The organism is Exiguobacterium sp. s132 (assembly GCF_018617235.1).
GTDB classification, from domain to species: domain Bacteria; phylum Bacillota; class Bacilli; order Exiguobacteriales; family Exiguobacteriaceae; genus Exiguobacterium; species Exiguobacterium profundum.
In genome coordinates, this window is record NZ_JACSJU010000001.1 from 1118034 (window position 1) to 1131356 (window position 13323).

A 13323-nucleotide genomic window follows, 5' to 3' on the forward strand; every position below is an offset into this window, starting at 1 on the left:
CTCCCTGTTTCCAATCTCGCAACGAAACGGAACGCTCATCACGTTCCGTTTCACTGTACTGTCAATACTCTATTATACCCTCTTGAAGCAATGATTACTAATTGAAACACTTACTCATTCAATCATCTTTAGACTGTTCAAGATGACGCAAGATGATCCCTGCCGTTTCTTCAACTGCTTTGTTCGTCACATCGATGACATCGCAACCGATTCGTTCATAAATACCACGCGCATACTCGAGTTCACGATTGATTCGCTCTAGCTGCGCATAATCTGCTTCCGGCTTCAAACCTAGCGATTTGAGACGTTCCATCCGGATTGAAATCAGCTTTTCCGGGGAGATGATCAACCCGACACATCGTTCAGCAGGCAAATCAAACAATTCCTCAGGCGGTCTCGATTCTGGAACGAGTGGCACGTTCGCGACTTTGTATCGTTTCAGTGCCAAATATTGAGATAGCGGCGTCTTTGACGTTCGAGAAACACCGACCAACACGATATCAGCTTTTTTCAGGCCACGTGGGTCCCGACCATCGTCATACTTGACGGCAAACTCCATCGCCTCGATTTTTCGGAAGTAATCATCATCCAATCGATAGATGAGTCCCGGCTTTTCACGTGGCGCTTCTTTCAATTGGCTAGATAATACATCGAGCAAATCTCCGAGCAAATCAACCGTTTTCACTTGATGAGCTTCACCAAGCCGCATGAGAAGGGCGCGATGTTCCTCATTAACGAGCGTGAACGCAATGATGGCCTGTTGTGCTTTTGCTTGCGTGACGACATCGATAATCGTCTGCTCATCTTCGACGAACGGGATGCGAAGGGTTTCGATCGCATTCTCGTGGAATTGGATACTCGCTGCGCGGACGACGAGTTCGCACGTCTCTCCGACCGAGTCACTTACAACGAACACAAGTTGTTTCGTAGTCAATTCGATTTCCTCCTCAGATCGACTCATCGTTCGCTAACGCAATGAGCACCTTCGTCATATTGGTCTTCGTCATACGGCCAAGTACAATCAATTTCCCATCTTTTTCTTCTACGACGGGCATGGCATCGATTTGTTTCTCAATCAATTTCATCCCAGCTCGAATCAACGTTTCTGTTTTCTCACATACTGTAATGTTCGGCATGCGGGTCATGATGACGTTGACGGGTAACTGGTCTAAGTCTTGATTTCCGATGGCCGCACGAAGGAGGTCTTTACGAGATAAAACTCCGACTAACTCCCGGTCACGTCCGACAACGAACAATGAGCCGACATCTTCTAAGAACAACGTGACAATCGCATCATATACCGTCATCTCATCCCGTACGACTTTCGCAGAAGACATGAAGTCCCCTACGGTCAGCGAATCTAACTTTTCTCGTAGCATCGACGAATTCCGTTTGCCAACGAACGTGTAGCCGACACGAGGTCTAGCTTCAAGTATGCCTGTCATCGTCAAAATAGCGAGGTCAGGCCGCAGGGTCGCACGTGTCAATGAGAGCTCTTGTGCGATTTGTTCCCCTGTGATCGGCCCGTTCTCCTTCACGATCTCGACGATTTTTTGTTGGCGTTCATTCAGTTGCATAGCCAACCCCCTCTAGTTTGTTTAGAGTACGAGCGCGTTGAAATCTGCGACACGCTTAATCGTCGTTGCAAGTCGGTTCATTTCATGGAGACGGTTTTGGCGGACCGCCTCATCATCACTCATAACCATTGTGTGTTCGAAGTACATCATAATCGGTGATTCGAGTTGTTGTAGAAGGTCGAGCGCTTTCTTGTAATCTCCCATCTCGACAGCTTCGGCTGTTGCAGGAGCGGTCTGTTCAATCGCATCATGCAATGCAATCTCATGATCGTTCTCAAACAAGGAAGGATCGACATCTCCCGCTTCACCTTTTTTCGAAATGTTCACGACGCGCGACAATTGCTCAATCAACGCCTTCGCATCCGTCGATACAAATTCTTGAATCGCGTCTGCGCGAGCATCGAGTCGCACAACCGTCAATGAGGTCGTCAATACGGCGTCAATCACATCATAACGAACCTGCTGTTCTTGCAGGCGATATTTCAAGCGCAATTTGAAGAACTCATCTAGTTGTGCCTTAACTTGTTCTTTATCGGCTTCATAGAGTCCTGCTTCCAGTTGTAATTCGACAACTTTTGAAAGCAACGTGTCGATTGAGAGATCAATCTTCCAATCTCCAAGAATCTGAACGACACCTTGGGCCTGGCGACGAAGCGCGAACGGGTCTTGTGAACCGCTCGGAATCATCCCGATGCCAAAGAATGCTGCAATCGAGTCTAATTTGTCGGCAAGGGCAAGAACGGCACCCGTTGCCGTCTCTGGAGAAGCGTCCCCAGCAAAGCGTGGCATGTAATGCTCACGGATTGCCGCTGCCACTTCCTTGTCTTCACCTTGTTGGAGTGCATATTTCTCACCCATGATTCCTTGAAGTTCTGTGAACTCGTATACCATCTGGCTCACGAGATCAAATTTATGAATGGCACCGGCACGGCTTACTTTTTCAAGGTCTGCCTCGAACAACGGTGCAAGTTCCTGAGCGATTTTCGTCACACGACGCGCTTTCGCACCAGTCGTTCCCAATTTTTCATGGAAGACGATGCGATCGAGACGTCCGAGCTGATCATCGATTTTCGTCTTTTTGTCTTCCTCATAGAAGAACACGGCATCCGCAAGACGGGCCCGGATGACTTTCTCGTTACCGCGCGCCACATTTTCAAGATGCTCGGCATTCCCGTTTCGTACGGTCACAAAATAGTTTTTCAATGTTCCGTCGAGATAGACCGGGAAATAACGTTGATGCTCTTTCATCGTTGTGATCAATACTTCCTCAGGCAAGTCGAGGTACGCTTCATCAAATTCCCCGAAGAGAGCGGTCGGCCATTCGACTAAGTTTGTCACTTCCTCAAGCAAGTCGGCGTCGAGTGGAATCGTCCATCCTTGTTTCGTTGCAAGCTCTTGAATTTGACGTTCGATTTCAGCTTTACGCATCTCGTAGTTCGCCATGACAAAAGCAGACTCTAATGTCTGGACATATTCGGTAGGTGATGAGATGACCACGTCCCCTTTACTGAGGAAACGATGCCCACGCGTCACGTTATTCGTTTTCACGCCTTCGATTGTGAAGTCGATGATGTCTTGACCAAAGAGTGCGATCAACCAACGAATCGGACGCATATACCGTAGGCTGCTCGTTCCCCATTTCATGTTTTTCGGGAACGTCAAGCTACGGACCACATCTTCAAGACCGTTCAATAGCGAGAGCGTCTCTTGTCCTTTTTCATGGCGTTCCGCGAAGACATACTCGACTCCTTTTTCTTCTGCGAAATAGAGATCTTCTACTGTCAATCCGCGGCCACGTGCAAAACCTTGTGCCGCCTTCGACCAGTTACCTTCCGCATCTTGTGCAATCTTTTTGGCAGGTCCACGAAGAGTTTCTGCCAAATCCTGTTGCGTTTCAGCCACATCACGAACGATGACAGCCAAACGACGTGGTGTCGAGTACACTTCGATTGAGCCAAAATCAACACGCGCCTCTTTTAAGAACGCGTCAACACGTTCCGCCAACTGTTTCTCTGAACGCAAGACATATTGAGCCGGCAGTTCCTCTAATCCAATCTCTAACAGAAGGTCACGCATTCAAGTCACCTGCTTTCTCTTGTTTCAAAAGTGGGAATCCAAGGCGTTCCCGTTCTTCAATAAATTTAGCGGCACACGCACGTGACATGTTCCGGACACGCTGAATGAAGCCGGTACGTTCCGTCACAGAAATGGCGCCTTTTGCGTCCAACAAGTTGAACGTGTGCGAACATTTTAGAATGTAATCGTATGCAGGGAAGACAAGGTTTTCTTCAAGCGCACGCTTCGCTTCTTTCTCATACGTATCAAATAACGTGAATAACATGTCGACGTCAGACAATTCGAACGTATATTTCGAATGTTCAAATTCTGGTTGATAGAAAATGTCACCGTATTTGAATCCGTCTGTCCAGACAAGATCGAATACACTTTCTACTTCTTGAATGTATGACGCGAGGCGTTCAAGTCCGTATGTGATTTCCACGGCAATCGGGTCACACTCGATTCCACCGACTTGTTGGAAGTATGTGAACTGCGTGATTTCCATTCCGTTCAACCAAACTTCCCAACCGAGACCTGCTGCTCCGAACGTCGGGTTTTCCCAGTTATCTTCGACGAAACGGATGTCATGCTCAAGCGGATTGATGCCAATCAGTTCAAGACTCTCCAAGTACAACTCTTGAATGTTGTTTGGTGACGGCTTCATGATCACCTGAAACTGATGGTGCTGGTAAAGACGGTTCGGGTTTTCTCCGTAACGACCGTCAGCTGGACGGCGTGACGGTTCGGTATAACAGACGTTCCACGGTTCTGGCCCAAGGCTTCTGAGGAATGTCATCGGGTTCATCGTCCCGGCCCCTTTTTCCACATCGTACGCCTGCATCGTCAAACAACCTTTTGACGCCCAAAAGTTTTGTAGCGTGAGAATGATTTCTTGCACTGTCATGTGCTTCATTAATGACACCTCCAATAGTATTGAAACGACAAAAAACGCCCCTATGTGCCTAGCACATAGGGACGGGATTGATTCCCGCGGTTCCACCCTACTTGCCCCAATAATGGGACCACTCTTAAAAGATGTGGGCGCTCTGGAATCGCCATTCGCTCTTCTCATGATACCCGGCTCACACCGCCCCGGACTCGCTTCATTCATGACAGGAAGAGTTACTTTTTTCCTTCATCGCGCACGCTATTTCATTTGTCTAATCGTACATCATCGTATCGAATTCACTATAAAAAGTCAATCCTCATTCAGATGAAGTCGAATCATTTGATCGAGCACCCGTTTCGTCTTCAATCGTAGTCCACTATACGATTCCATATAAGCATCAAAGAGCAGGCGCAAAAGGACTCTGGACTCATCCGATAGCGGAACGTTCCGAAACTCTGACAATTCGTGCTTACTCATCAAATAAAGTAGTTTCGCCAATCTTTCGGACAGCCGGATCACACCTTCTTCTGGATGTCGCGCACATAAAAAGCCACCGGACGCGACAGAGAAGTACATGGGATCCGTCACATCTCCACAGCGCACACATCCCGTCAAGACTGGGGCGACGCCTAATAGATGCAAAATACGTAATTCAACATAGTGCGTGATGACATCTGCGTCCATGCCCGCATTCAGTGCCTGCAAGGCATCCCGTAATATTCGAAACAATGGACGATTTTGGACACGATCCTCGACAGATCGATCAACAAGTTCTAACCAATACATCGCATATGCCATCCGTTCGACATCTTTTCGGATTTCAGGATAAGACGTCATGACGTCAGATGATTTTAACTGAGCGAGTCCTCGGCTAGACGGAAAGATATAGACACCTTCCACAAACGGCTGACTCGAGGCGTGAAACCGGCTACCCGGTTTCTTTGCGCCCCGTGCCATGATCGCGACTTTGCCAAGTTCCTCTGTAAACAATGTCACGACTTTATTCGATTCCCCATAATTAACGGTACGAACGACGATTCCCGTGACTTTTTGTAACATGGCTCAATACTCGTCGTCGCGGAAACCGAGGTCACGAAGCTGACCCATCTTGTTACGCCAGTCTTTCTGCACTTTTACCCATAGGTTCAAATAAACTTTAGTCCCGAGAAGCGCTTCGATATCATGGCGCGCGTCTGTTCCGATTTCACGAAGCATAGCCCCTTTTTTTCCGATGATGATTCCTTTTTGCGAATCACGCTCCACCATGATTACGGCTTCGACATCAATCATCTCAGAGTTCTCACGTTTCTTGATCGATTCGATGGCTACAGCAATCGAATGAGGGACTTCATCGCGTGTCTTATGCAACACTTTCTCACGAATCATCTCTGAGATAATGAAACGCTCCGGGTGGTCCGTTACTTGATCGGCCGGATAATACATCGGTCCTTCAGGCAACAATTTCTTGATCTCACCTAAGAGCGGTTCGACGTTGTTGCCTTGTAGCGCCGAAATCGGGACGTACGCCGCGAAATCCAATTCGTTCGTATATTGTTCAATCACTTTCGGAAGTTCATCTGGATGGATTAAATCGATCTTGTTCATGACGAGAATAATCGGTGTGTCGAGCCCTTTGAGTTTCTCAATAATAAAGTCGTCGCCAGCTCCACGCGGTTCCGTCACGTTCACCATGAAGAGAATCGCATCAACTTCGCGTAATGCGTTCGTCGCCACTTTCATCATGAAGTCGCCAAGACGGTGTTTCGGTTTATGAATCCCTGGTGTATCGATGAAGATGATTTGGGAATCATCGGTTGTGTACACACCTTGCACCTTATTTCGTGTCGTTTGTGGTTTATCCGACATGATGGCAATCTTTTGTCCGATCACACGGTTTAAGAATGTCGATTTCCCGACGTTCGGTCGTCCGATAATCGAGACGAATCCGGATTTAAAATCTTCTTGATACATAATGCACCTGCTTTCTCTATTTCAGAACTATTAGTATAGCATGTTCCATAGCCGTGGACCGAATATTATGAGCGCCGTTACGGCAGCACCAAGTGAAGTAACTAAAACGGCTCCTGCGGCAACATCTTTCGCTTGCTTCGCGAGTGGATGGACGTCTTCTGTCACGAGATTAACCGTTCGTTCGATTGCCGTATTCATCATTTCCATGCTAATAACGGCAATCACCCACCCGAACAAGATGACAATCTCGAGTCTTGTCGGCTGTAACCAGATGGAAAAGACGAATACGAGAAAAGCCGACAGGAGATGGAGTCGCATGTTCCGTTCCGAACGAACGGCATGGAGGATTCCCTCACATGCCACACGGAACGGTCTCACACGTTGCCTCGCTTCAACTCAAAATGAGTGAGCACTTCTTCTTGCCTTGCCGTCATCTCCGCTTCTTCCTCAGGTGTCATATGATCATACCCAAGTAGATGGAGGAATCCATGAATTGCTAAAAAGCCGAGCTCCCGCTCAAACGAATGACCATAGTCAGCTGCCTGTTCTCGGCATCGTTCTACCGAGATGACGAGGTCACCGAGAAGATGTGGCTCATCTTCATCGAGCATGAAATCCATCTCGTCATCCCCCATCTCATCAAATGCGAAACTGATGACATCGGTCGGGGCATCTTTGCCTCGCCATTCTCGGTTCACTTCATGGATTTCCGCATTTGTTAAATACGTGACCGACAATTCGCTCGGCTCTTCCACCTCTTCTAGTTGGGCGGCATGTTGTAAAATCGACTCGACGAGCTCGATTTGAGATGTAGTTAACAATTCATGTTCATCGTTCGAGATGATTTGCATGTAATTCTCCCTCTTTCTTTAATTCTGGGTATTCGATTCGTTCGTGGAACAAGCCGGTCAGTGTCTCACACGCACTCTCTCCGACGCGCCAAATTTCTTTCGTCGTCAATTCACATTCTTCGAACTGCCCATCCGCCAACTTGTCGCGAATGATTGTTCGAACGAGCATTCGGATTTTTTCTGGCGTCGGTTGTTTCTGCGAGCGGACAGCCGCTTCGATTGAATCGACGATCATGACAACGGCAGCCTCGCGCGATTGTGGCTTTGGACCTGGGTAGCGGAAACGAGACTCTAACACCTCTTTATCAGGATCTTCCTTCGCTTTAACGTAGAAATATTTCAATAAAGACGTTCCGTGATGCTGCTCTGCTATATCGATGATTTCTTTCGGTAACTTATAACGTCGCAACAGATCCGCTCCGTCATAAGGATGAGCCATAATAATGTCTGCCGATTCTTCAGGCGTCAAGCGATCATGAGGATTCCCGCCACCTTGTTGATTTTCAATGAAATGAAGGGGACGCTCCGTCTTCCCAAGATCGTGATAATAGCTTGCGACACGTGCGAGAAGACCATCTGCGCCAATCGCCTCACATGCGGACTCTGCCAAGTTCGCCACCATCATACTATGATGATACGTACCAGGTGCCTCCATTAAAAGTTTCCGCAGCAGCGGATGCGTCGGACTCATCAATTCTACAAGTCGACCAGAAGACAAGACGCCAAACCACGGTTCCAAAAATGGCAGGAAGCCAAACGTCAAGACAATGGAGAGCAAGGCGCTAATAACGGCAAATCCAGAAAGATACATCGCCATTTCCCAGGAAACTTGCACGTTCCGAAGTAAGAGTAACGCGATGACCATGATGATGTTGACGAAACCGAGCAACACCCCTGATAAGAATAGTCGCTTCCGCTGAATTTTCGGTTCAACTAAAAAGACAGCTAGAAAACTACCCGTCGCCACATACACGAGCGTCATGAAATTCGTGCTCTGTCCGAATGTGACAACGACACTCCCGGCAATCATCGTAATGAAGGCCGAGGCGAGCGCAACTCGTTCATCGATCAAGATGCGTAGAAGCAATACGACGAACGCTGTCGGCGCTAAAATATAGGCATATGTCGTAAAATCGACACCGATATATCCGACACCAAAAAAGATGCCGAGTTGTAAAAGTAGCAAGCCATAGACCGTCACTAAGATTTTCGGACTCAGTAACAGGTCTTTGATTTTCGAGCGGATGAGCATGAATAGAAACCCACCGGTCAACAATGCGCTGAGCAAGAATGACCCGAATAATGGTGCAAGGGAACGATTCGGATCGATGGCTCCAGATAGCTCTAATTTCCGATATATCTCTCGAGTCACCACCTCACCTTGACTGACGAGTAACTGTCCTTCTTGAATGATGACAGGATCGACAGCATCGACGGCCTCTTGTTCTTTTTGACGGGTCGCCTCAGAGTCAAATACATAGTTCGGTACGATGAGTTCATCGCTTAACGTTTTCGAAATGGCGCGGAACTCAAACGAGAGCGGCGATTGATCGATAATCGCTGCTGCTCGGTCTCGAGCCGCAGCGACCGCTTCATTACTCGTTTCAATCCGGTCGTCCATCACTTGTTGTAACGCGGTGACTGTGACATCTTCTACCGTTTGTCGGGTATCTTCACTCGCTTCAAGCAACGAATTCAACTCTTCATCAGCTAATACACCGTTCGCCTCTGTAGAATTTAGACGGTTTTTAATATCCGCCAGTTCAGTCTCCTCATCCGTTTGGTCGAATGCTGCGAACAACTGCTCGACTTTAGCGATTTGTTGGTCTGCAAATTCTTTTCTCAAGGAGAATTGACTGCCGACACCATTTGTCACTTCTTGTTTCAATCGTTCGGTCGCAACACGGTCCTCAACCGTGATCGGAGACCGAATATCCTGTTCGGCAATCCCAAGCGGTTCCACACTGATGATGGATGGGCGCACGGTAAAGTATAGAATGGCGCCTAATAAGAGAAAGAAAATCAACGAGATGGTCGCGACTGTCCAGTTTTTAGCTTGCTGCATTCGTGCCCCCCCTTTTCACGATCTGGTGACCTCACACGTACATTTAAGTGAGGTCCGTACTATAGGCGTTGATGATTTTCTTAACGAGCGGATGACGGACGACGTCAGACGCACTGAAGTGTTCAAAATGAATACCATCCACGCCTTCTAACAGGCGTAACGCTTCCTGTAACCCCGATGCCTTGCCTTTCGGTAAATCGACTTGGGTCAAATCCCCTGTGACCACCATTTTCGATCCAAAACCGAGTCGCGTCAAAAACATCTTCATCTGTTCTTTTGTTGTATTCTGGGCCTCATCCAAGATGACGAACGCATCTTCTAACGTGCGTCCACGCATATAAGCGAGCGGAGCCACTTCAATCGTGCCCCGTTCTAACAAACGGTTCGTCTGTTCCACGCCATACACATCAAATAGGGCGTCGTATAATGGGCGGAGATATGGGTCCACTTTCTCTTTTAAATCTCCCGGTAAAAATCCAAGGTTCTCTCCCGCTTCAACGGCAGGACGCGTCAAGATGATCCGTTTGACTTGCCCTTCTTTTAAGGCACGCGCCGCAAGTACGACAGCTAGGTACGTCTTTCCTGTTCCGGCTGGTCCGATACCAAAGACGAGATCACGTCGTTCAATCGCACGAACATACCGGCTTTGACCTACTGTCTTGGCACGAATCGGTTTCCCCTTATTCGTCGTAAAAACAACTCGTTCATAATGTTCGAGCAGTTCATCTCCCTTTCCGACTTGAATGTGCTGGATGACGCTAATGGCATCACTTTCATTTAGACGTGCACCTTTTTTCACTAACGTCTGCAAGGTGATGATCACTTGTTTCGTTAATTCAAGAGCCTCAAGTGTATCGGCTTGAATAATCAACTCCTCACCCCTTGGGATGAGTGCCACTTTCAATTCTGTTTCAATCGCCTGGAACACTTCATCTTTCGGTCCGAGTAAAGCTTGTGCTTCGTTCGCATGTTCCATGACGAATGGTATTTTATCAGTCATAATCAATGGATGCATTGCCCCCTCATTAAAATCGGTTATTCCTCTTTTACTTTAGCACTATCACGCCTATCGTGAAAGAAAGACCGCGTAATTTTCCACGCGCAAAAGGCAGTAACATGACGTCACTGCCTTCTGTTCACTTCTTCCGTTTCGAGATAGGAGGTTGTAATACCTCACTCCAAATGACAGCTTCCCGCATTCGCTTTTGTGAAACGTTCAGTTGTCTCGGTTTCTTTTCCTTTTGAATCGGTGGAATTTTAACCGCTTGTTCGAATTGCGCGCTCACTTTCGGCATCTCGACATGACGTTCACGTGGAGCCGGTCGTTCTTCTACCGTTCGAGCGACTCGACGCCTCACCTTTTGTGGTGTCGGTTTTTCGTCCGAGTCATCGAATGCCGTTTCAATCTCTTTCATGACGTCCCCTACCGAATCCAAATAGCGTTTCAGTTCACTGCTTTGAGGACGGTCTCCAGAGGACGATGATTTTTCGAGCCGTTTCATCACTGCCGAGGCAATTCCGAAGGCGGCTAACAAGAGTACCCATAGTCCATCCATATCAATCACTCATTATCTGATTCAGAATCGACAGGTGCCCCAATCGCTTTTCGCATTTCTGTATCCGCTTGAACGTTCAAGTAGTTCACGTAATCCATGACACCAAGCTTTCCGTTTCGTAACGCTTCTGCCATCGCGAGTGGGACTTCCGCTTCGGCACCGACAACTTTCGCACGCATTTCTTCTACTGAAGATTTCATTTCTTGTTCGCGTGCAATCGCCATCGCGCGACGTTCTTCCGCCTTCGCTTGAGCGATTTTCTTATCTGCTTCTGCTTGGTCCGTCTGCAAGACCGCGCCGATGTTCTTACCGATATCGATGTCGGCAATATCGATCGAAAGAATCTCAAACGCTGTTCCTGAATCTAAACCTTTTGTGAGGACAGTCCGTGAAATCATATCCGGATTCTCTAGTACGTGCTTGTGGTTGTTTTGTGAACCGATTGTCGACACGACCCCTTCACCGACACGGGCGATAATCGTTTCTTCCCCCGCACCACCGACGAGACGATCGATATTCGCACGTACGGTAATACGTGCTTTCGCCTTCACTTCAATCCCATCCATCGCGACACCCGCAATAAATGGCGTTTCAATGACTTTCGGGTTAACTGACATCTGTACAGCCTCGAGCACGTTACGTCCTGCCAAATCGATGGCAGCAGCCCGTTCGAATGACAATTCAATATTCGCACGGTGCGCCGCAATCAATGCGTTCACAACGCGGTCTACGTTACCACCAGCCAAGAAGTGACTTTCAAGTTGGTTCGTGTTTAATTCAATTCCTGCTTTAACCGCTTTAATCAACGGGTTCACGATTTTCGAAGGAATAACGCGACGAAGGCGCATTCCAATCAATGTGAAGATCGAGACGTGGACGCCCGCTGCAAACGAACTGATCCATAGTCCGACCGGTACGAACGTGAAGAATACGGCAAGTGCAATCAATCCTCCACCTGTAATGAGTAACGTTGTCAGTAATTCTGGTGTCATTCTGTTACATCCTCCTTCGGTTCTACAAAGCTTCGAACGACAATCCGTCCAGAATCCACTTTATAAACCTGAATTTTTGTCTGCTGATCGAGATAGCCACCTTCCGTCACGACATCAAGTCGTTCTCCGTCGATTTCGGCAGTACCTGCTGGGCGAAGTGGTGTCAAGGTGACTCCCACTTTGCCGAGAAGTTGTTTTCGATCTTCGTGGGACAAGTAGCCTTTTTCAGTCGATGTCGAATCCGTCAAAATCAACCCTTTATAAATGAGCGGACGATTCGTACTCAAGCGGCGGTATGCCCAAAAGCCGAGACCTGTTAGCACCGCTGCCGCGAGACCAATCGATAGCCACAGTTGACCGATCGTCGCACCAGCCATAATCAAACTCGCAACGACGGCTCCGATCCCAAGCAAACCGAACAATCCAAACCCTGCTACGAACACTTCAATTCCAAGAAGGACGACTCCGACAAAAAAGACTGTCAGAATCACTCCGAGACCAAATGTCATCGTCTTGCTACCCCCTTCCAAATTCAAAGCTATCTCCTATCTCTAGTGTATACGAAACAAGATTGAATGTGGTTTCAGAATACGCAAAAAAAAGCAGAAACTTTCGGTTTCCCGAAAAGTAACTGCTTTTTTCATCAATTCGTCAATTGTTGTTTGACGATTCGGTTCACAAGACCACCGTCTGCCTTGCCTTTGACTTGCGGCATGACGACGCCCATCACCTTACCCATATCTGATGGAGCGGCTGCATTCGTTTGAGCAATTGCTGCTTGGACGATGGCGGTCACTTCATCTTCTGAAAGTTGTTCAGGCATATAGGCTTCTAGGACGACAATCTCTTCTGCTACTTTGGAAGCAAGGTCTTCACGACCAGCGCTTTCGAATTCTCGGAGGGAGTCTCTGCGCTGTTTCATCTCTCGGTTGAGCACCGTGAGTTCCTCTTCCTCGGTAAGATCTTGACGACCTAGTTTGATAGCCTCATTTTGGAGCGACGCTTTGACCATCCGGATTGTCGTAAGACGATCCTTTTGTTTCGCGCGCATGGCTTGCTTCATGTCGTCCGTCAAGCGTTCTTGAAGACTCATGAGCCAACACCCTCTCTACAAATGAAACTGGAATCAGAATTTCTTACGCTTACGCGCAGCTTCTGATTTCAATTTACGTTTTACGCTTGGCTTTTCGTAGTGACGACGTTTACGAACTTCGGCAAGTGTGCCATCTTTCGAAACACCGCGTTTGAAACGACGAAGAGCGTCTTCAAGCGATTCGTTTTTACGGACACGAGTTTCCACTAGTTTTCCCTCCCTCCGAATTACACGACTAAGGAAACGTGTTTCACACGTCATATCATATTAT

General features: G+C 47.8%; 15 protein-coding genes. All 15 read right to left on the reverse strand.

Translation table 11 applies throughout. The features are described from left to right. Positions 1 to 118: 118 nt before the first annotated feature. Positions 119 to 961 carry a pyruvate, water dikinase regulatory protein gene (locus KNO78_RS05760; protein ID WP_196430874.1) on the reverse strand — a complete coding sequence of 281 codons (843 nt, stop codon included), beginning with the start codon at positions 959 to 961 and terminating at the stop codon, positions 119 to 121. Continuing rightward, positions 948 to 1577 (reverse strand): transcriptional regulator CcpN, encoded by a 630-nt coding sequence (ccpN, locus tag KNO78_RS05765; RefSeq protein ID WP_012726643.1) that lies wholly within the window; start codon positions 1575 to 1577, stop codon positions 948 to 950. The genes KNO78_RS05760 and ccpN overlap by 14 nt, the downstream gene beginning before the upstream one ends. 21 nt (positions 1578 to 1598) lie before the next feature. Further along, positions 1599 to 3653, reverse strand: a complete 2055-nt coding sequence (glyS, locus tag KNO78_RS05770; protein WP_196430875.1) for a glycine--tRNA ligase subunit beta — start codon at positions 3651 to 3653, stop codon at positions 1599 to 1601. Further along, the gene (gene glyQ / locus KNO78_RS05775) at positions 3646 to 4539 is read right to left on the reverse strand and encodes a glycine--tRNA ligase subunit alpha (RefSeq protein ID WP_196431848.1); all 894 of its coding nucleotides are present in this window, start codon (positions 4537 to 4539) and stop codon (positions 3646 to 3648) included. Before glyQ ends, glyS begins: the two co-directional genes overlap by 8 nt. Positions 4540 to 4833: 294 nt before the next feature. After that, the gene (gene recO, locus KNO78_RS05780; RefSeq protein WP_074036609.1) at positions 4834 to 5583 is read right to left on the reverse strand and encodes a DNA repair protein RecO; all 750 of its coding nucleotides are present in this window, start codon (positions 5581 to 5583) and stop codon (positions 4834 to 4836) included. A gap of 3 nt (positions 5584 to 5586) precedes the next feature. After that, positions 5587 to 6495 carry a GTPase Era gene (gene era, locus KNO78_RS05785; protein ID WP_012726647.1) on the reverse strand — a complete coding sequence of 303 codons (909 nt, stop codon included), beginning with the start codon at positions 6493 to 6495 and terminating at the stop codon, positions 5587 to 5589. Positions 6496 to 6525: 30 nt separating this feature from the next. After that, positions 6526 to 6873 carry a diacylglycerol kinase family protein gene (locus KNO78_RS05790; protein WP_214690743.1) on the reverse strand — a complete coding sequence of 116 codons (348 nt, stop codon included), beginning with the start codon at positions 6871 to 6873 and terminating at the stop codon, positions 6526 to 6528. Beyond that, positions 6870 to 7346: an rRNA maturation RNase YbeY gene (ybeY, locus tag KNO78_RS05795; protein ID WP_074036606.1), complete on the reverse strand. Its 477-nt coding sequence runs from the start codon at positions 7344 to 7346 to the stop codon at positions 6870 to 6872. Before ybeY ends, KNO78_RS05790 begins: the two co-directional genes overlap by 4 nt. Further along, a complete protein-coding gene (locus tag KNO78_RS05800; protein ID WP_012726650.1) occupies positions 7324 to 9411 on the reverse strand; it encodes an HD family phosphohydrolase in 2088 nt (695 codons plus the stop codon). The genes ybeY and KNO78_RS05800 overlap by 23 nt, the downstream gene beginning before the upstream one ends. A 43-nt stretch (positions 9412 to 9454) precedes the next feature. Further along, positions 9455 to 10426: a PhoH family protein gene (locus tag KNO78_RS05805; protein ID WP_074036604.1), complete on the reverse strand. Its 972-nt coding sequence runs from the start codon at positions 10424 to 10426 to the stop codon at positions 9455 to 9457. A gap of 121 nt (positions 10427 to 10547) precedes the next feature. Then, the gene (locus KNO78_RS05810) at positions 10548 to 10967 is read right to left on the reverse strand and encodes a hypothetical protein (RefSeq protein WP_196430876.1); all 420 of its coding nucleotides are present in this window, start codon (positions 10965 to 10967) and stop codon (positions 10548 to 10550) included. 5 nt (positions 10968 to 10972) lie between these two features. Further along, complete coding sequence (gene floA, locus KNO78_RS05815) at positions 10973 to 11959, reverse strand: flotillin-like protein FloA (protein ID WP_012726653.1); 987 nt, start codon at positions 11957 to 11959, stop codon at positions 10973 to 10975. Beyond that, positions 11956 to 12468 carry an NfeD family protein gene (locus tag KNO78_RS05820; protein WP_031423231.1) on the reverse strand — a complete coding sequence of 171 codons (513 nt, stop codon included), beginning with the start codon at positions 12466 to 12468 and terminating at the stop codon, positions 11956 to 11958. Before KNO78_RS05820 ends, floA begins: the two co-directional genes overlap by 4 nt. Before the next feature lie 134 nt (positions 12469 to 12602). Continuing rightward, on the reverse strand, positions 12603 to 13052 hold the full coding sequence (locus KNO78_RS05825) for a GatB/YqeY domain-containing protein (RefSeq protein WP_074036596.1): 450 nt from the start codon (positions 13050 to 13052) through the stop codon (positions 12603 to 12605). Between the two features lie 33 nt (positions 13053 to 13085). Further along, positions 13086 to 13280, reverse strand: coding sequence for a 30S ribosomal protein S21 (gene rpsU, locus KNO78_RS05830; RefSeq protein WP_029334745.1), 195 nt, complete (start codon positions 13278 to 13280; stop codon positions 13086 to 13088). Positions 13281 to 13323 lie beyond the last annotated feature (43 nt).